We start from the raw sequence: 17,257 nt of genomic DNA on the forward strand, positions 1-17,257 counted from the left end.
CTCTTCAATGGTCAGGATACTATACAGATGTTCTTTAATAAAAAAAACGCAGTAAATTAGTTGGAATACGGGGCTAAGACTGAGCCAAAATTCATGATGGCAGTTTGATATAAATAGATTCATCATGTCTTTAGCATGTGTTATAAATATTCTATAGATGAACTCTATATGAATAGAATAATGGTTTAAACAACGACTTAAATAATGAGAACAAACAATGCGTTATTTATTTTTCTTACTCAGCTTATCAATAAGTGCTGAATTAAATGCTCAAAGCCCATTAGACCAACCTTTTTTGCAAAGTGGGGCAGTTGATGAGCAATTTAATATCATTGATCTCAATGTTTACAACATGTTGGTCAAAGCAATTAATCACAATTTTAAGAATATTGCCACGGATCAATCAGAACGAGACTTTGTTGTTTCTCGAATTATGCTGATTAGCGATGGATTGTGGATTGAATCTGATATGAAAGATATTAAGTCTATAGAAGATTTAACAAAAAAATTTGATGATCAAAAATATCAGCGTTTGATTAAGCAAAATATGTGTAAAAAAGATGACTTACTTGAGTCAGAAGTTTTTAAAAAAACGACACGTGGCAATTTTATTTATCAACTCAACAATGCCGATGGTGATTTTTTAAAAAGATTTACAATAAATTATAGGGAGTGTTTTAAAGTTGCTGATATTTAATGTGAATAATTTAATCACAGCGATTCATTTAGCGATTTAGCATCCATGATATTTTATGATTTAAGCATTAGTTTGATATATTAAAACGATCAAATCAAAAACTGCTTGGTTTAATTTGTACTGATGATGAATGGACTGAATACTCAATTGGTTAATTCAGCATTTTTTCATCATAGATCTAATCACATTGTTCATTCTCATTTAGTGATTCTCATTTAATGACTGATTTATCATTACTGTCATAATCAGACTGATACGCTAGAATCATTTCCATGTTTTCTACAGTCCAATCATATAAGGCATTAAAAGGCGCTTTCAGCGATTGACCAAGCGGTGTCAAAGCATACTCCACGCCAAGAATTTTTCCATCTATGACTGTACGTGTCACCATGCCATTTCGCTCAAGCTTACGAAGTGTTTGTGTCAAAACACGTTGGGTAATACCATCCAAACGTCGCTTAATCGCATTAAATCGATGCGGTTCGTCTAAAACCATTAAAATCAACATAGACCATTTATCTGCGATTTGATCAAGAATGGTACGGCTAGGACAATCGGCACGATAGATCGGACTTGGTTCAGTGCTCATCGGTATACTCCAGCATACTTAGGATGTTTAAGGTGCGTAATTGACACCTAGTATACATTGGATACCATGTTTATTCATGCTAAAAAACAAGGTCTATTATGAATACATCAAATTATTCTACACTCCAAATTGAGTATGCACAGGGCGTTGCAACGGTGAGCATCAACCATCCTCCTGTGAATGTGTTAGATGTTGCTTTGATGAGTGAGATTCAGCAATTTTTAATACAGGTACGTGATGATCCATTGACTCGTGTCATTGTATTCCAAAGTGCTGATCCTGATTTTTTCATTGCGCATGTAGACATGACATTGATTGATGAGCCTAATGCTTTTGATGAGATTGCAAAAGATACTCCTGATGGTTTAAATCCTTTTCAAGCTTTGGGAGAAATGATTCGAAAACAACCCCAAGTAATCATCGCTAAGCTCGAAGGTCTTGCCCGTGGAGGTGGTGCTGAATTCGTGGCTGCAATGGATATGTCATTTGTTGCTATTGGACGTGCAGGACTCGCTCAATGTGAAGCATTAATGGGGATTATTCCTGGAGGAGGCGCAACACAGTATTTGTCACAACGTATGACGCGCGGGCGTGTGCTAGAAGTGATCCTCGGTGCAGAACTCGTAAATGCTGAGTTGGCAGAACGATATGGTTGGGTGAATCGTGCATTGCCTGCAAATGAACTGGATGCTTTTGTGAATCGTCTTGCCAAGAATATTGCTGCTTTACCAGAAGGTGTGATTGCTGCGACGAAAAAAGCAGTTTCGACCGTGAATCTGAGCGAAGGATTACTACGTGAACACGAGGCATGGGCAGATCTATTTGCACTCCCCAATGCTGAAAAATTAATTCGTGGAGGTTTAAAGGCGGGCGCTCAGACCAAGATAGGTGAAAAGAATTTAGAGCAACTACTCCGAGGTTTATCTTAATCCTGTGCTGAGTTTTCATTTGAAAAAATCTTTACTGTGTTGAGTCGAATTTCAAGCATAGACTTCGCATAAAAAATATCTAAATATGGCTTGAATAGTCTGTTGGTCATGGTTTTAGCTTGTTGAGCTAACAGACACGAAATGCAAAAAAGTTCAATTGGATGGATTAAAAAATCATCTTACTGAATGGTTTTTTAATCATCCAAAATGCCTAAAAGAGTTTTTAACACTTAAATTAGAATCGAATATACTGTTATAATTGCGAGATTGCATTTTTTGCTGTTCTTTACTTATTTGTATTTTATATTTTATGAATAAATCATTTGAAACAGTGTCTTAACTAAGGATTTTTTAATGTTGTCTATTTATTTAACAGATGTCCAGAAACATGTTCAGTTTAAAGATTATCCTGGTGAACATCCTGTTAAATTTATTTTAAATTTCAAAAAGATTTTTCCTAGTGTGATGGAAATTTTACTTCCTGTACTCCCAGAAGATGAAGATCTAGAAAAAATGACATGGGAGTCGACCAGTGAAGACTTTGAAACCTTTAAAAAACTATTGACAGGTTGGGGCGTGATCGAACTAAGATTACAGGCAATCAGTCAATATAAAACCAAGGATTTTGCTGATCAACTGCTTAAACAAGTACAAGTCAAGCGTAAAGAATTTGCCAAACAACAGCAGCAATTGTCTACGGTTGAGCTAGATTATTTATTTATGCATGAAACACATGCCTTGATTGATGCTGAGTTGGTTGATCTTGGTGAAAAATTTTATTTGCCGACATTACGTGAGCTTTGGAAAAATACCGTATCAGCAAAGGTATTAAATGCACATTTTTAATTAAATCTCGAAAGTACATCATCGTTCACAAGGGCAGTCATTACTGTTCTTGTTGAACTTATAACGGTGTCATTTCAGGGGCTGATTATATTAAGTGGCTATAATGAATAGATAATAAAAAATAGAATAAAGATTGAACTGAGTAGACCCATTAAATTTAAGACTTTCATTTATAACTCATTGATTTTTTAAAGCAGTATAAAAACTTACAACTTTTGATTACAGAAGATTATAAGGACACTATTCAAAAATAAGATACTTATGTGTAATAAAGATGAAAAATTGTATAAATAGCAAACATGTTGTTCTGATAAAAATCAAATGAATCTATTAAGAAAACATAGGTGTGTGATCGAAGAGTACTTAATGTTGATGATTTGTTTTCATTCAAAGTTTATATCGAAATCAGATATTCATAAGTCACTTATTTATGTTGTAATACTTCAGATTTTATCAATTCATTGAAATTAATGATTTTTTAAAATATCTTCACAATATTTTTAGTGCTATCGGATTTTCCCGAGGATATATCCAAGGATTTTAATTCATGTCGAATGTTTTTTTAGATTTAATTCATAAACGCCGTACAATTTATGCGATTGGACGTCATGTCAATCATTCTCCAGAATATCTTTCTGATCTCATTCAACAAGCAATCAAGCAAAGCCCATCGTCTTTTAACTCGCAATCTTCTCGAGCGGTGATTTTGTTTAATGCTGAACATGAAAAATTTTGGAATTTTGTCAAAGCCCAACTTAAAGCTTATGCTAAAGATGAAGCAAGTGCATTAAAAACCGAAGCAAAAATGGATAGTTTTATTGCAGGGTTTGGAACAGTATTATTCTTTGAAGACCAAGATGTCGTGAAAGATTTGCAAGCGCAATTTCCTTCTTATGCCGATAACTTTCCAGTATGGGCAGAACATTCTACCGCGATTGCACAGTTTGCAACATGGACCGCTTTAAATAGTGATGGCTTAGGTGCTTCTTTACAACATTATAATCCTATTGTAGATGAACAAGTTCATGCTGAATGGGATATTCCTAAAAATTGGAAACTTCGTGCGCAGTTGGTGTTTGGCTCAATTGAAGCTGACGCATCAGAAAAAACATATATGGATGATGCTGTGCGTTTTAAAGTGTTTAAATAACTTAAATACCTATTAAAAAAGCACCTTAGCTGTGCAGTTAAGGTGCTTTCATTAAACCGTTCTGAATTTAAAACCAGTCATTTTGCATCATTGAACATGTCTCATCGAAGCTGATTAGAAGTTTGGCTTGATGTTCAATTTCAGGAAGTTCCCACATTATAAAATAACGTGCTGCTTGAATTTTTCCAGCTAAAAAATCTATATCCTCTTGATGCGTTGATTCTTTAAACGCTTTTACTGCTTTATTGACCATCTCAAGCCATAACCAAGCAACCAGTAACTTTCCAAACATATCGAGATAGAGTGCTGAGTTGGCAAGGGCTTGTTTGATTTTGCCTTGTCTAAGTGCAGCGCCGAGTATATTGGTGGTTTTTTCAATCGTGGCTAAATGCTTACAGAATATAGTAGCAATTTCGCGGGCAGCATCATCACTGACTTCATCAAGCGTTTGATGAATACGTTGCAACAGTAATTTTAAGCCTTGTTGATCATGTTGCCATAGTTTACGCCCCAATAAATCCAAGGACTGAATGCCATAGGTACCTTCATGAATCGGATTGAGGCGATTATCACGGTAGCATTGCTCGACAGGATAGTCTTTTGTATATCCAGCACCGCCAAGCACTTGTATTGCTAAATCATTGGCATTTGGACCATAGGCGGAGGGGAATGACTTCACGACTGGTGTAATCAAGTCTAAAAGAATCGCACTGTCTGTATTGTCCGCTGCCTGATGTTCATCAATCAAACGTGCAGCAAATAAGCATAAAGCTAATCCTCCTTCTACATAAGATTTTTGTGCCAATAACATTCGTTTTACATCACTATGCTCAATAATATTGACAGGTTTGCTGGATGGGTCCTTTTCATCAGCCAATCGACCTTGTGGTCGATTTTTTGCGTAGTTTAAAGATTCTAAATAGCCACGATAACCAATCATCGCTGCACCCAGACCTACACCAACACGCGCTTCATTCATCATTTTGAACATGTATTTTAAGCCATCACCAGCTTGTCCAATAAGATAACCTTGGCATTGATCATTTTCACCAAAGCTAAGCACAGTCGAAGTTGTCCCTCTATAGCCCATTTTATGTAATAAACCACTCAAATGGACATCATTCGATTCTGCTACAGAACCATCTAAATGTGTTTTAAACTTTGGCACAATAAACAGTGAAATTCCTTTAACGCCTTGCGGCGCACCTTGAATTCTTGCTAAAACCAAATGAACAATATTTTCAGTAATATCTTGATCACCACCAGAAATAAACATTTTCTGACCTTTGATCAGATAGTTACCATCTGCTTGCGGAATCGCTTTGGTGGTCAAATCACCCAATGAAGAACCGACATTTGGTTCCGTGAGTGCCATTGTTCCAGCAAATCGACCATCAAACATTGCGGGTAAAAAGATTTGTTTGTGTTGAGGTGCAGCAAAGGCTTGAATCAGGTTCGCTGCTGCAGCAGTGAGAAATGGATATGCTGCTGTAGAAGGGTTGGCGGACATAAAAAATGCATGACATGCCATATGTATTAAAGTGGGAAGTTGCATCCCACCATGCTCATAATCATGCTGCGCAGACAATAAACCTGAAGCAGCATATTGTTGCCATGCAATTTTAACTTCAGGAATTGTTTTGACGTTCGTGCCATCAAAAATAGGCTCATTTTGATCGGCTTTGGCATTATGCGGTGCAAAATAGTCTGTTGCGATACCTTGTGCCGTATTTAATATGCTGTCAAATGTGGTTTTATCATGTTCTTTGTAGCGGTTTAATTCAGTTAACGTTTCAGCTTCGAAAACTTGATAGAGTAAAAAGTTGAGATCTTTAGCATGAATCAATGACGACATAAAAATTCCTTTTTAAATACTTTTATTTTGAAACGAGCTTAATCAAAAAATATCAACATAAGACTTGTCAAAAATGACATCATCAGTGCTATAAATGACATTATTATTCTTACAGCATTTTTAGTCATGATTAAAATCACCGTGGTTGGGTTTGATGGTGCTTTGGCTTCAGCTTTGACCTGTATTGTTGATTTATTTTCAATGACTGGAGCCAGTTGGAATCGTATTCAGAACCAAGATGTTCAGAGACTCTTTCAAGTCCAAATTGCCAGTTTAAACGGAGATGCTATTCAATGTATAAACGGTATACAGATTCGGACTGACATCGCCTTTCATGCGGTTCAAGCTACGGATGTTATCGTTGTTCCGACGATAGGGGCTTCTATTGAACAGATTGTTAGCCAACAGCAAGGAGTGATAGACTTTATTCGATATGCAAACCAACAACAGTGGATGATTGTTGGTATGTGTACGGGTAATTTCTTTTTAGCAGAGGCTGGGATTTTAGATCAACGTCTAGCTACAACACATTGGGGGTTTAAAGATTTATTTGAGCGCCGTTATCCAAATGTTAATTTAAAGACTGAGCAATTAATTACTCGCTCTGAACATATTTATTGTGCTGGTGGAGGATTGGCATGGTTTGATATGGGCTTGCATTTGATTGAACATTTTTATGGTTTTGAAATTGCGATTCAAACAGCGAAGTCTTTTGTGATTGATTATCGTCGTAGTAGTCAACTGTCTTATTCAATTTTACAAATTTCTAATCTTCATCATGATGAATTGGTGCAGCGTATACAACAATGGATAGAAGTTAATTTTGCAGAGCCGATCAGCATCGCTTTTTTAGCACAGCAGTTTAATGTGACTTTGAGGACCTTGATTCGCCGTTTTAAAACAGCTTTAGGTGTACCACCGAATAGTTATATTCAGGCGATTCGTATTGAAGCCGCGCAAAAGCGTTTAGAGGAAACAGAACAATCCATTGACATGATTATGCAAAGTGTTGGTTATCTTGATCCAAGTTCCTTTAGGCGATTATTTAGAAAGAAGACAGGATTGACACCACTGGAGTATCGCCGTCGTTTTAGCCGTTGCTAAAATCTGCTTTATAGGAAGTCTTACTATTATTTGTCTAATGTAGTTTATAAATTGATCAATGTATCTATTCGAGTGATGATTTATATAGAAAATCTAAATGAAAAAAAGTGCAAAGTATTGCTAAAATAGTGCTAAAGAAGCTTTGAATAACAAAATAAATGTACTATAGTAATATAAGAAAAGTTGAGTAATGTGCTTGGTTTTTATTCAGTCATTATTGACCACAGATTAAGAATGACTGCATCAAGTGACATTTTCCTTTTTCGTATCTCTGTCAATATGAGCAATCAATTGTGTTAAGACGCAGTGGTTTGTTGCTAGCATTTGCAACAGTATTTTTACAGCTTGCGGTTTTTTTACAGCCGCTCTTGCCTGAACAATATCAAATTGCTCCGGTCTGTGAAGACATCACTCAATCGTTGTTACGTCCAACACATGCACATAGTCATCATGAGCAAGAATCCAGCTTTATTCATCACTATTTACACTTAGATCAAACACAACAGGCAACATCTTCAGGTCATGATCATCATGATATGAACCATCAATGCCAGTATTGCGTGGTCTATGGTAATTTGGTGATGCCACCTGAAATTGGCGTAAAAGAAATATTGGTGCGTATACAAATACGCTTATTGGCTTATGTTGAAGCCTTCCAACATGTCTATTTTGAATTACAGCGTTTATTTCTTATTCCTCAAGGGCGAGCCCCACCGATACGCTACACATAAACATATTCATCCATCCATTGCTTTGAAATGTTTAATTTTAAGCATGTAAAACAATCGGATGCTATTTCGAATTTATGATGTAGAGAATCACCATGATGTATTCAATTTTCCTCAAATGGCAGGAAACGATCCCTTGCATGCAATTTTTAGGGTTAATCGTTCAGAATGAAAACATAAAGCAACAGACTATGGCTAAATTTCAGGCGTATGCTGATCTGGCAAAACAAAAAATATTGCGAGAAGCATTCAATACTCAACCTTTATCTATGCATAAGGTGATGTCATGAATTTAGGATTAACAGCTTTAGAATTGGCACGTATACAGTTTGCCTTTACAGTGTCTTTTCATATTATTTTCCCTGCAATTTCAATCGGATTGGCAAGTTTCTTGGCTGTTTTAGAATGGCGCTGGCTCAAGACAAAAAATCCTGTATATCAAGATTTATTTAAATTTTGGGTGAAAATTTTCGCTGTGGCTTTTGGGATGGGCGTCGTATCAGGCGTTGTCATGAGCTATCAGTTTGGAACCAACTGGAGTGAGTTTTCCCGTGTTGCAGGTTCTGTCACAGGTCCTTTATTGGCTTATGAGGTACTCAGTGCATTTTTCCTTGAAGCTGGTTTTCTTGGAATCATGTTGTTTGGTTGGGGACGTGTAGGTCCACGGGCGCATTTTTTTGCAACTGCAATGGTTGCGGTGGGTACCTGTATTTCAATGTTTTGGATTTTATCCTCAAACAGTTGGATGCAAACGCCACAAGGTTTCACGATTGAAAATGGCATTATCGTTCCACAAGATTGGTTCGCCATTGTCTTTAATCCTTCATTTCCATATCGCTTAGCACATATGGCAGCTGCCGCATTCCTAGTTTCAGCATTGTTGGTTGCTGCGACCGCTGCATGGCATTTACTCAAAGGTCGCCGTGATGCTTTGGTCAAAACCTCTTTTTCTATGGCAATGTGGATGATTTTAATCCTTGCGCCATTGCAAGTTTTAATCGGTGATAACCATGGTCTAAATACCCTGAAGCATCAACCTGCCAAACTTGCGGCGATTGAAGGACATTGGGAAACCAATAAAGGTGAAGGTATGCCTTTATATTTATTCGGGATTCCTGATATGCAGGCTGAAGAAACCAAATATGCAGTCGGTATTCCAAATTTGGGTAGTCTAATCATGACCCATACGATGGATGGTGAAGTCAAAGGCTTAAAAGAATTCGCACCCGAAGATCGTCCTAATTCGACCATCGTGTTTTGGAGCTTCCGAATCATGGTTGGGCTAGGGATGCTGATGATTTTACTTGCAGCATTTGCTTTGTTCTTACGCAAGGGAGGGAAGCTATACGAAAACAAATGGTTACATCGTTTTGCTTTTGTGATGGGACCATCGGGTTTTATTGCCTTGCTTGCAGGTTGGTTCACCACTGAAGTTGGTCGTCAGCCGTGGGTTGTGTATGGCGTGATGCGCACGAAAGATGCTTTATCACCTGTATCTGCTGAACAAGTCGGTCTAACACTGATTATTTTTGTAGTGGTTTACTGTGTTGTTTTTGGAATTGGCATCTACTATATGTTGAAACTGATGCATAAAGGTCCGCAATTTATTTATTCAACACCTGAAGGTCAAGCACATAGTGAAGAAGCTGTAATTCTTGCATCGAAACGACCACTGACCAGTGTAGATGAAAGTGTTGATTCAAACGAACAGGAGCCTAAATAATGATTGATTTATCTCTGATTTGGATTGTCATTATTGCCATTGGCGTATTTATTTATGTGGTTCTGGATGGCTTTGATTTGGGTATTGGAATTCTGTTCCCATTTTTCAAGGATCAACAAGAACGTGATGTGATGATGAATACGGTTGCCCCTGTTTGGGATGGTAATGAAACATGGATGGTTTTGGGTGGGGCGGGTTTATATGCTGCATTCCCGATGGTCTATGCCACAGTATTATCCGCACTTTATATGCCAATTATCTTGATGGTGGTGGCTTTAATTTTCCGTGGCGTAGCTTTCGAATTTCGTTTCAAAGCCAATAGAACCAAACATTTATGGGACAAGGCTTTTATTGGTGGCTCAATTCTTGCCAGTTTTTTCCAAGGTATGATTTTAGGTGCTTATATTCAAGGAATTAAAGTCGAAAATCATATGTATGCAGGTGGTGGATTAGATTGGTTGACGCCGTTCACGATTTTTACTGGGTTTGGTGTGGTTGTACTGTATGCTGCTTTGGGTTGTGCATGGTTGATTTTTAAAACTGAGCTTGACTTGCAACATCGTATGTATCAACTCATGCCGAAGTTAGTGATTGCATTATTACTCATTTTTGGCGCTGTCAGTATTTATACACCAATGGCACATCCTGAAATTGCCGCACGTTGGTTTAGTCAGCCTCAATTGATGTATTTCAGCCCTGTACCAATTTTGGTGGTGATCTTTACTGTTCTGATTTTACGTGCATGTAAACAACATAATGAACTCAGTCCTTTTATCTATACCTTAGCTTTGGTATTCCTTGCTTATACTGGATTTATCATCAGTTTATGGCCCTATGTTATTCCGCCGTCTATCACGATTTGGGATGCTGCAGCGCCACAAAGCAGTCAATTGTTTGCCTTAATTGGTGCTTTAATCTTAATCCCCATTATTTTGATCTATACCGGGCTTTCATATTGGGTGTTTAGAGACAAAGTGCGTATTGGGGATGAGGGTTATCACTGATTCATGCAGTAAACCTTTTAGAAGACAGAAGACTCAGCGATTTAAATTGATCGTTGGGTCGATTGAAACCAGATACATTGTCAGTAGCGAGGTCGTGAATTTTGAAACTTTCTCAAACACAGTGGTTTATTTTGTTATGGCTTGGTGGTTTTTTAACGTTAGCTATCATTGCAGGTTTTTTTAGAATGTTGATTCAATGGGCATATTAAATTTTAATTTTTAGAACAAATCAAAATGAGGAATTTATTCCTCATTTTTTATTGAAAATAGAAATATTTAAAATTGATTTTTAACTTTAAAACAGTTAGTCCTATCAGACTGTTCTATGCTGTAAGAACGCATTCTAAAACTTTAAAGATTTTTTGAAAATGCTGGTCATCTAACCAGACGGAATTGCTGATGGTAAAACTTTGTGCTGCAAACTGTATCGCATTTGGTGTATCAGCTTGAATATGTGATAAAGCAGGGTAGTGAGAAATTGAACGTACAAAAAGCTGGGTTATTCCTAATCCTTCTTTCCAAAGTTGATCTAATATTTTTTGAGTGAATACTTTATTTTCCACATAGCAAATAAGAAATGGAAAGGTAGCGAGGGTATTTTCTGATTCATCAAATACGTGTAAATTTGGTAAGAGTTGTAATTGTGCAATGCGTTTTTTTGCGCGTGTACGGGCTTGTTGCCAATGTACGGGCAGACGTTTGCTGGCACGCATGGCTACCTGACTTCGCCATTTTCCCAATTGGTGGACAGGGATACTGTTTAGATCAAAGTCATCTCCGACAGCAGCAATTTCATCGTGATTGTTTAATGCCTTACGCAAAGGATTCCCATATAACCATGTCAATGCAGTGGGCTGATAAAAAAAACTATAACCAATTAGTTCCAAACAGCGTTTTATTTCCCAATACCAAAGAACTGGTAATTTTTTTGCATTGTTGATCAAATCTTGGTGGAGATCTATGTGCCTGCTAAATAGCACACCACCTTCAGCACTGCTTAAGCCTTTACCAAACGCCATACTAAAAAATGCGATATCTCCGATCAAGCCTACGCTTTGTTGAGAAATAGTTGCACCCATAGATTGAGCTGCATCTTCGATAATAAAGGTTTGATAGTGTTGGGCTATTTCTTGAACTAAGCTAAAGTCATAGACTAAGCCTGCAAAATGTGTGACAACAATTGCCAATGTATTGGTATTGGTGAGTCGTTGTAATTGGCAAAGATCCAAGTTTAAATTGGCTTGTTCCACATCACATAGAATCGGGGTTAAACCAATTTTCTCAATAGCTAGAGCAACTAAAGGGCAAGTCCATGCGGGTATGATCACCTGCAGACGGTTTGGCTGAATTTTTTGTAATGTCTGTAAGGCAAGCATAAGTGCAACGGTGCCAGAACAAGTTAATGCAGGTTTTGGAATGTTGAGTAGTTGGCTTAACTGGGTGGCTAAATCCATAGAAGAATTAAAACTGAAAAGATCGCTTAACTCGACTGTTAGACCATTGGTCGGTGGGATTTCTTTTTTCATACTCAAATATCGTGTGAACCATATTGATCAAGTGTGTCAAAATCGATTGATGATTAACCTTGTTTTCTATACTTTGTGATTTGCAGCGTTGCTTTACTTTGGTGCAACGGAAAGTGAAGTATCTTGCTGAGATTCATCTTTGGCGAGAAAAAGCACACCAGCTAAGATAAATATTGCGCCGATCACTTTACTCAATGTTAAAGGCTCATTGAATAACCAAATTGAGAGGATGGTGACACTAATCAGTTCGAGATGCGATGCCGCAAAGGCTGGACCGACAGGTGCATGTTTAAGCAAAGTCATCCATGTGAAAAAAGCCCCGATATAACCAAGAATCGCACCATAAATCCAATAGTGCGTTAAAATTCTACTTAACCAAGCAATATCATAAGTCAGTGGCATTGCATGAATAGATGCATATTTAAAACTGATTTGGGCTAAGGTATCAAAAGACATCAGTACGATAAAACCCACGATATAAAATAATCTCATGTCCCCAATCCTACAACTGTAACGCCTAAACTGATTAAGATCACTCCAATCAGTCGGTTCGGTGTTAGTTTTTCATTAAAAAATAAGCGTCCAGCAATCAGTATGACCACAATATTGATACTGCCTAGCATCACACCATCAGATAAGGGAACCAGCGATAGAAAAACCAACCAAGTAATAAATTCAATAATATAACTCGTGATTCCAATCCAGATCCAAGGTCGAATTGCCATGGCTTTCCAATGTGCGATGCCATGATGGTGAGGATTTTCCGATGCTGCTGCTTTAAATGCCAATTGTCCAATTGTATCTATCACAATCGTGATTATCCAAACGACAATAACTGTTAAATTCACGCAAGCTCACCTTGTTGAGTGTGGAAAGATAAAGAATTTCCGGTTGATGATTGCTGTGTAACATTGACGTTGGAAAAAGATTGGCGATGACGCTGGATAAAGTTAAGGGACTCTTCGATGACTTGTTTTCGATCATTATCAATCGTAATCATATGATAACTTTCGTATAACCATATCAATTGTTTATGACCAGAGACTTTATCATAGATCAGCTGACTATTTTTTTTATCCGCAATATCATCATTAAATGCATGAAAACATAAAGTCGGTGCGGTGATTTTACTTAAACTCAGACGTACATTTCTGGATAAACGTTGCATTTGATAAAGCGAATGCCAAGGATTGCCAGGTAAGCCAGCTTTACTACTGTCATTACTTTTCATAGCTTCAACAATGCGTGTACGCAATTGCACATTCTTAATACCATAAGGTTCAGTTTCATCGAACGCGCGGTCTTTAAAAATATTTAAATGAGAAACTACAGGTAATACAATTGGAGCTAGGATTTTAGACCATTGTGGAATACTCCAACCATCAAATTTAAACGTTGGGCTATAGCACACGACGCCAGCGACCGTATGTTCTGAAGCATATTTCAAAGCCAGCAATGAGCCCATAGAGAGCCCAACCACAAAAATTTCATCAGTATGTTGTTTTAATTGATCTGCTGCCGCACAAACACTGGCATACCAATCTTCCCATTGGGTCGCAACCAAGTCCTCCATTGTTCCACAATGTCCTGCCAATTGCGCTGCCAAAACACTATAGCCCTTTTGTTGGCAGGGTTTAGCGATACTACGCATTTCATTTGGTGTTCCTGTTAAACCGTGGATGAATAAAACACCTGTACGATTGCCTTGGATAAAGAATGAGTGATCTTTAATCATGCGATCACCATGACTGTAGAATTAAGTTCAAAATCACTTTTAAGTAACTTTTCTAAAGGTTGGTGAATCTCTGTGATTTTTTTAAAAGGGGTATGTAAAATTTGCTTTTCTCTGCAATGTTGAATCAATGATTTTTTTGCAAAGACATAATCTGCCGTTTCAGCAAGACAAAAATCCGAACGACCATCTCCAATTAAAATAATATGTTCTTGATGATGATTCTGGGCGATTTTGCATTTACAGGTTCCACTGGCACTTTTACATGCCATGTTGGTATTTGGAAACTCTAGTCGCCATTGATGTTCATTCACTTGTAGCAAGTGATTCGCGATGATCGGTAGATGCGCCAGATTATACTTAGATAGAATATAGCGGATGACAAGATCTAGTCCATCACTCACTATAGTCAATGGAATTTTATGTAAACTCGTCAGTTGGACCAAATCTAAAAAACCCTGATCAATTTCGATTTGATCTAAACACTGATACAACGCTTGTTGATCCATATGTAACAAGGCGATTTGCTGTTGCATGCATTGTTTTGAACCAATTAATCCTTGTTCCCATTGTTTCTCAATATCCTGCCAACCTGCTAGGGCAAAGGTTTCAAGAAGCTGGTCTGTGGTATCTGTTAAACTAATTGTCCCATCAAAATCACATAAAATATGCCAAAGGTTTTGTGAGCTCGTATTTTGTTGAGGATTAATCAAAAACATAATCAGTTTTACCAGTGTTATTTTATTAAACTTGTCAGATAAATTAGATTTGGATTCTTAATTCAATCTTATGCAAAACTGATGGCAGCAACATGACATAGGCTTATTGTAATTAAGTGTAATTCAATGAAATTAATAAATAGTATAAAAAACAATAATATATTAATTTTTAGTTTTAAATAACTTGATTTTAAAATTCATAATTTTGCTTAAATTAAGTTTGGAATAACAAAACAAAACAATGTTAATGGAATTTTACTTTTTTTTAAGTTTCGCATAAGAAAGCAAATCCATATTGAGCGCACATCGCTGATTGAGCAATTTGATCTTTTTTAATCATTGCGAAAATGCGTTGAATGGACCCAGTTATGAATGATCATTTAAAAATTGTGAAAATTACACCGCTTATCGGTGTTCTGCTTAGCGCATCTTGTGTATATGCAAATGATGCTCAGCAACCTGCTTTAAGCATTGGTGCAAATTACACGATTGATTATCAACCCTATAAAGGGAAACGAACTTATCAGAGCGTACTTCCTACAGGGTTCTATGATAATGGTCGATTCTATCTTGAAGGCGACGAAGCAGGTATTTATCTGCTCAATGATGAGCACAATGAACTGCGTCTCAACGCTGCTTATGATGGCAATAGTTATGATCCCAGTGGTGTATTGGCTGGACTTGAGCGCCGTAAATGGTCAGTGATGGCAGGGGGCAGTTATATGAGAATTACGCCTTTTGGTGGTTTTAAAGCTCAAATTGGTACTGATGTACTTTCTCGGAGTAAAGGCACAGTGGCAACAGCATCTTATGTAGCAGAAATCACAAAAGGGAAATGGTCGTTCTATCCTGAAATAGGTCTGCAATGGAATGATGCTAAATATAACCAATATTACTTTGGCGTAACACCTGAAGAAACACAGCGTACAGGAATTGCAACATATCAACCCAGTTCTAGTATTCACCCATATATGAGTCTAGCGACCGATTATGAATTTTCAAAACACTGGAGTGCTTTTGGCACGTTAAATGTCGACTTTCTATCAAAGCAACAAAGCAATAGTCCAATGATTGACAGACATACAGATTTCTATCCCTCCATAGGCATCAAATATAAGTTTTGATTGCTTACGATCCTTCAACTCAGATTTTGTTGCAACACAAAACTGGATAAATTAAAAGCTTAAAAAAGGTAACAACATGAATATCAAAGAGAACCATCTTTTTTCAGAAGGTCAATCTATGCCTAAACGTGAGCCAATAGATGAAGCTCAACTTTTGGCAGATGAAGCAAAATATTGTTCTTATGGTGATACAGTTCATTATGTTAATCCCCCGAATATTTTCACAGATTGCAAAGGTAGCTATGTTTATAATGATCAAGGCACGCCATTTCTTGATCTTCAGATGTGGTACTCTGCGGTTAATTTCGGTTATAAAAATCCACGTTTAGATCAAGCACTGATTCAGCAAATTCAAACTTTACCTCAAATTGCCAGCCAATATTTGCACCCGACTAAAATTGAGTTGAGTAAGGTAATTGCTGAGGACATGTTGAAAAAAACAGGGGTTAAAGGGCGAATTCACTATAATGTCGGTGGTTCTCAGTCTATTGAAGACTCTTTGAAATTGGTGCGTAATTTTTGTCATGGCAAAAGTCGCATGTTTGCATTTGAAGGTGGCTATCATGGTCGTACATTAGGAGCTTCTTCAATTACCTCTAGTTATCGCTATCGCCGTCGTTATGGTCATTTTGGTGAACGCGCACAATTTATTCCATTCCCTTATCCATTTAGACGTCCAAAAGGTATGACTGCTGAAGAATATGCAGTAAAGCTTGTTGCTGAGTTTAAACGCTTATTTGAAAATGAATATCATGGTGTTTGGGATCCAAAAGTTCGTGAAAGTGAATTCGCTGCATTCTATATTGAGACCATTCAAGGGACAGGCGGTTATGTCATTCCACCCATGAATTTTTATCCTGAGTTGAAAAAAGTTCTAGATGAGCATGGCATTTTATTGGTGGTAGATGAAATTCAAATGGGCTTCTATCGAACTGGTAAGTTATGGTCATTTGAACATTTTGGTATCACTCCAGATGTATTGGTTTTTGGTAAAGCGTTAACCAATGGTCTAAATCCGCTTGCAGGCGTTTGGGCGAAAGAAGAAATGATTAACCCAGAAGTTTTCCCTGTGGGCTCCACACATTCTACTTTTGCATCAAATCCATTAGGTACTGCGGTGGGTCTTGAAGTGATGAAAATGTTGGCTGAGAAAGATTATGAAAAACAAATCATGGAAAGTGGAGCATATTTTCTTGAAGGCTTAAAAGAACTACAGAAGCGTCATCCTGAGATTGGGGATGTGGATGGTTTAGGTTTAGCATTACGTGCAGAAATTTGCCAAGCAGATGGCTTTACACCGAATAAAGCATTATTGGATAAGATGGTAGATATTGGTCTTTCGGGTACTTTGGAGTATCAAGGCGAGAAATGTGGTCTGGTCTTAGATGTGGGTGGCTACTATAAAAACGTCATTACATTTGCACCTAACTTAGAAATATCTCGTGCAGAAATAGATCAAGCCATGGTGCTTTTGGAGCAACTGTTAGTGCGTGCTAAAAAAGAGATGTAATTCATTAGGTTCAATAATGAC

General features: G+C 37.3%; 18 protein-coding genes. 11 read left to right on the forward strand and 7 right to left on the reverse strand.

The annotated features are described in order from the left end of the window. Positions 1–217: 217 nt before the first annotated feature. Entirely contained in the window at positions 218–697 is a 480-nt protein-coding gene (locus AC1Z3T_RS05575; RefSeq protein ID WP_483396523.1) for a hypothetical protein, read from the forward strand. A 211-nt stretch (positions 698–908) separates the two neighbouring features. Here AC1Z3T_RS05575 and AC1Z3T_RS05580 read toward each other — a convergent pair whose 3' ends face one another. Further along, positions 909–1,286, reverse strand: coding sequence for a winged helix-turn-helix transcriptional regulator (locus AC1Z3T_RS05580; RefSeq protein WP_004830860.1), 378 nt, complete (start codon positions 1,284–1,286; stop codon positions 909–911). A gap of 98 nt (positions 1,287–1,384) precedes the next feature. Here AC1Z3T_RS05580 and AC1Z3T_RS05585 point away from each other — a divergent pair, with 98 nt between their 5' ends. The 3 genes from AC1Z3T_RS05585 to AC1Z3T_RS05595 all read left to right on the forward strand — a co-directional run bounded on the left by AC1Z3T_RS05585 (position 1,385) and on the right by AC1Z3T_RS05595 (position 4,211). Next, a complete protein-coding gene (locus AC1Z3T_RS05585) occupies positions 1,385–2,215 on the forward strand; it encodes an enoyl-CoA hydratase/isomerase family protein (protein WP_483396524.1) in 831 nt (276 codons plus the stop codon). A 354-nt stretch (positions 2,216–2,569) separates the two neighbouring features. Then, entirely contained in the window at positions 2,570–3,061 is a 492-nt protein-coding gene (locus tag AC1Z3T_RS05590) for a hypothetical protein (protein ID WP_483396525.1), read from the forward strand. Between the two features lie 547 nt (positions 3,062–3,608). Beyond that, positions 3,609–4,211 carry a nitroreductase family protein gene (locus AC1Z3T_RS05595; RefSeq protein WP_151811185.1) on the forward strand — a complete coding sequence of 201 codons (603 nt, stop codon included), beginning with the start codon at positions 3,609–3,611 and terminating at the stop codon, positions 4,209–4,211. A 67-nt stretch (positions 4,212–4,278) separates the two neighbouring features. Here AC1Z3T_RS05595 and AC1Z3T_RS05600 read toward each other — a convergent pair whose 3' ends face one another. Beyond that, positions 4,279–6,066, reverse strand: a complete 1,788-nt coding sequence (locus AC1Z3T_RS05600) for an acyl-CoA dehydrogenase family protein (RefSeq protein ID WP_483396526.1) — start codon at positions 6,064–6,066, stop codon at positions 4,279–4,281. A gap of 126 nt (positions 6,067–6,192) precedes the next feature. Here AC1Z3T_RS05600 and AC1Z3T_RS05605 point away from each other — a divergent pair, with 126 nt between their 5' ends. From AC1Z3T_RS05605 to AC1Z3T_RS05625, 5 genes are all read left to right on the forward strand, one after another. After that, a complete protein-coding gene (locus AC1Z3T_RS05605; RefSeq protein ID WP_483396527.1) occupies positions 6,193–7,170 on the forward strand; it encodes a GlxA family transcriptional regulator in 978 nt (325 codons plus the stop codon). Between the two features lie 293 nt (positions 7,171–7,463). Then, positions 7,464–7,901 carry a DUF2946 domain-containing protein gene (locus AC1Z3T_RS05610; protein WP_004830853.1) on the forward strand — a complete coding sequence of 146 codons (438 nt, stop codon included), beginning with the start codon at positions 7,464–7,466 and terminating at the stop codon, positions 7,899–7,901. Positions 7,902–8,184: 283 nt separating this feature from the next. Further along, positions 8,185–9,621, forward strand: a complete 1,437-nt coding sequence (locus AC1Z3T_RS05615) for a cytochrome ubiquinol oxidase subunit I (protein WP_004830850.1) — start codon at positions 8,185–8,187, stop codon at positions 9,619–9,621. Further along, positions 9,621–10,625, forward strand: coding sequence for a cytochrome d ubiquinol oxidase subunit II (gene cydB / locus AC1Z3T_RS05620; RefSeq protein ID WP_004830849.1), 1,005 nt, complete (start codon positions 9,621–9,623; stop codon positions 10,623–10,625). The genes AC1Z3T_RS05615 and cydB overlap by 1 nt, the downstream gene beginning before the upstream one ends. Positions 10,626–10,726: 101 nt before the next feature. Continuing rightward, positions 10,727–10,834 (forward strand): DUF2474 domain-containing protein, encoded by a 108-nt coding sequence (locus tag AC1Z3T_RS05625; protein ID WP_085944238.1) that lies wholly within the window; start codon positions 10,727–10,729, stop codon positions 10,832–10,834. A gap of 114 nt (positions 10,835–10,948) precedes the next feature. On the opposite strand, the gene AC1Z3T_RS05630 is transcribed toward AC1Z3T_RS05625, so the two are convergent. From AC1Z3T_RS05630 to AC1Z3T_RS05650, 5 genes are all read right to left on the reverse strand, one after another. Further along, positions 10,949–12,151 (reverse strand): DegT/DnrJ/EryC1/StrS family aminotransferase, encoded by a 1,203-nt coding sequence (locus AC1Z3T_RS05630; protein ID WP_483396528.1) that lies wholly within the window; start codon positions 12,149–12,151, stop codon positions 10,949–10,951. A 93-nt stretch (positions 12,152–12,244) separates the two neighbouring features. After that, on the reverse strand, positions 12,245–12,643 hold the full coding sequence (locus AC1Z3T_RS05635) for a DMT family transporter (RefSeq protein WP_004830846.1): 399 nt from the start codon (positions 12,641–12,643) through the stop codon (positions 12,245–12,247). Continuing rightward, positions 12,640–12,999, reverse strand: a complete 360-nt coding sequence (locus tag AC1Z3T_RS05640) for an EamA family transporter (protein ID WP_004830845.1) — start codon at positions 12,997–12,999, stop codon at positions 12,640–12,642. The genes AC1Z3T_RS05635 and AC1Z3T_RS05640 overlap by 4 nt, the downstream gene beginning before the upstream one ends. Continuing rightward, positions 12,996–13,886: an alpha/beta hydrolase gene (locus AC1Z3T_RS05645; protein ID WP_483396529.1), complete on the reverse strand. Its 891-nt coding sequence runs from the start codon at positions 13,884–13,886 to the stop codon at positions 12,996–12,998. The genes AC1Z3T_RS05640 and AC1Z3T_RS05645 overlap by 4 nt, the downstream gene beginning before the upstream one ends. Further along, positions 13,883–14,602 (reverse strand): MtnX-like HAD-IB family phosphatase, encoded by a 720-nt coding sequence (locus AC1Z3T_RS05650; protein ID WP_200026247.1) that lies wholly within the window; start codon positions 14,600–14,602, stop codon positions 13,883–13,885. Before AC1Z3T_RS05650 ends, AC1Z3T_RS05645 begins: the two co-directional genes overlap by 4 nt. Before the next feature lie 368 nt (positions 14,603–14,970). On the opposite strand from AC1Z3T_RS05650, the gene AC1Z3T_RS05655 reads away from it, so the two are divergent. Both AC1Z3T_RS05655 and AC1Z3T_RS05660 read left to right on the forward strand, forming a co-directional pair. Continuing rightward, the gene (locus AC1Z3T_RS05655; RefSeq protein WP_288500133.1) at positions 14,971–15,726 is read left to right on the forward strand and encodes a MipA/OmpV family protein; all 756 of its coding nucleotides are present in this window, start codon (positions 14,971–14,973) and stop codon (positions 15,724–15,726) included. A 76-nt stretch (positions 15,727–15,802) separates the two neighbouring features. Continuing rightward, the gene (locus AC1Z3T_RS05660) at positions 15,803–17,236 is read left to right on the forward strand and encodes an aspartate aminotransferase family protein (protein WP_004830840.1); all 1,434 of its coding nucleotides are present in this window, start codon (positions 15,803–15,805) and stop codon (positions 17,234–17,236) included. Positions 17,237–17,257: the final 21 nt, after the last annotated feature.

The sequence above is a fragment of the Acinetobacter sp. B-6 genome (assembly GCF_056930735.1).

What these genes read in the sequence shown, in the direction of transcription:
- AC1Z3T_RS05575 (WP_483396523.1), top strand. Translation starts at nt 218, where the DNA reads ATGCGTTATTTATTTTTCTTACTCAGCTTATCAATAAGTGCTGAATTA.
- AC1Z3T_RS05580 (WP_004830860.1), bottom strand. Translation starts at nt 1,286, where the DNA reads ATGAGCACTGAACCAAGTCCGATCTATCGTGCCGATTGTCCTAGCCGT.
- AC1Z3T_RS05585 (WP_483396524.1), top strand. Translation starts at nt 1,385, where the DNA reads ATGAATACATCAAATTATTCTACACTCCAAATTGAGTATGCACAGGGC.
- AC1Z3T_RS05590 (WP_483396525.1), top strand. Translation starts at nt 2,570, where the DNA reads ATGTTGTCTATTTATTTAACAGATGTCCAGAAACATGTTCAGTTTAAA.
- AC1Z3T_RS05595 (WP_151811185.1), top strand. Translation starts at nt 3,609, where the DNA reads ATGTCGAATGTTTTTTTAGATTTAATTCATAAACGCCGTACAATTTAT.
- AC1Z3T_RS05600 (WP_483396526.1), bottom strand. Translation starts at nt 6,066, where the DNA reads ATGTCGTCATTGATTCATGCTAAAGATCTCAACTTTTTACTCTATCAA.
- AC1Z3T_RS05605 (WP_483396527.1), top strand. Translation starts at nt 6,193, where the DNA reads ATGATTAAAATCACCGTGGTTGGGTTTGATGGTGCTTTGGCTTCAGCT.
- AC1Z3T_RS05615 (WP_004830850.1), top strand. Translation starts at nt 8,185, where the DNA reads ATGAATTTAGGATTAACAGCTTTAGAATTGGCACGTATACAGTTTGCC.
- cydB (WP_004830849.1), top strand. Translation starts at nt 9,621, where the DNA reads ATGATTGATTTATCTCTGATTTGGATTGTCATTATTGCCATTGGCGTA.
- AC1Z3T_RS05630 (WP_483396528.1), bottom strand. Translation starts at nt 12,151, where the DNA reads ATGAAAAAAGAAATCCCACCGACCAATGGTCTAACAGTCGAGTTAAGC.
- AC1Z3T_RS05635 (WP_004830846.1), bottom strand. Translation starts at nt 12,643, where the DNA reads ATGAGATTATTTTATATCGTGGGTTTTATCGTACTGATGTCTTTTGAT.
- AC1Z3T_RS05645 (WP_483396529.1), bottom strand. Translation starts at nt 13,886, where the DNA reads ATGATTAAAGATCACTCATTCTTTATCCAAGGCAATCGTACAGGTGTT.
- AC1Z3T_RS05650 (WP_200026247.1), bottom strand. Translation starts at nt 14,602, where the DNA reads ATGTTTTTGATTAATCCTCAACAAAATACGAGCTCACAAAACCTTTGG.
- AC1Z3T_RS05655 (WP_288500133.1), top strand. Translation starts at nt 14,971, where the DNA reads ATGAATGATCATTTAAAAATTGTGAAAATTACACCGCTTATCGGTGTT.
- AC1Z3T_RS05660 (WP_004830840.1), top strand. Translation starts at nt 15,803, where the DNA reads ATGAATATCAAAGAGAACCATCTTTTTTCAGAAGGTCAATCTATGCCT.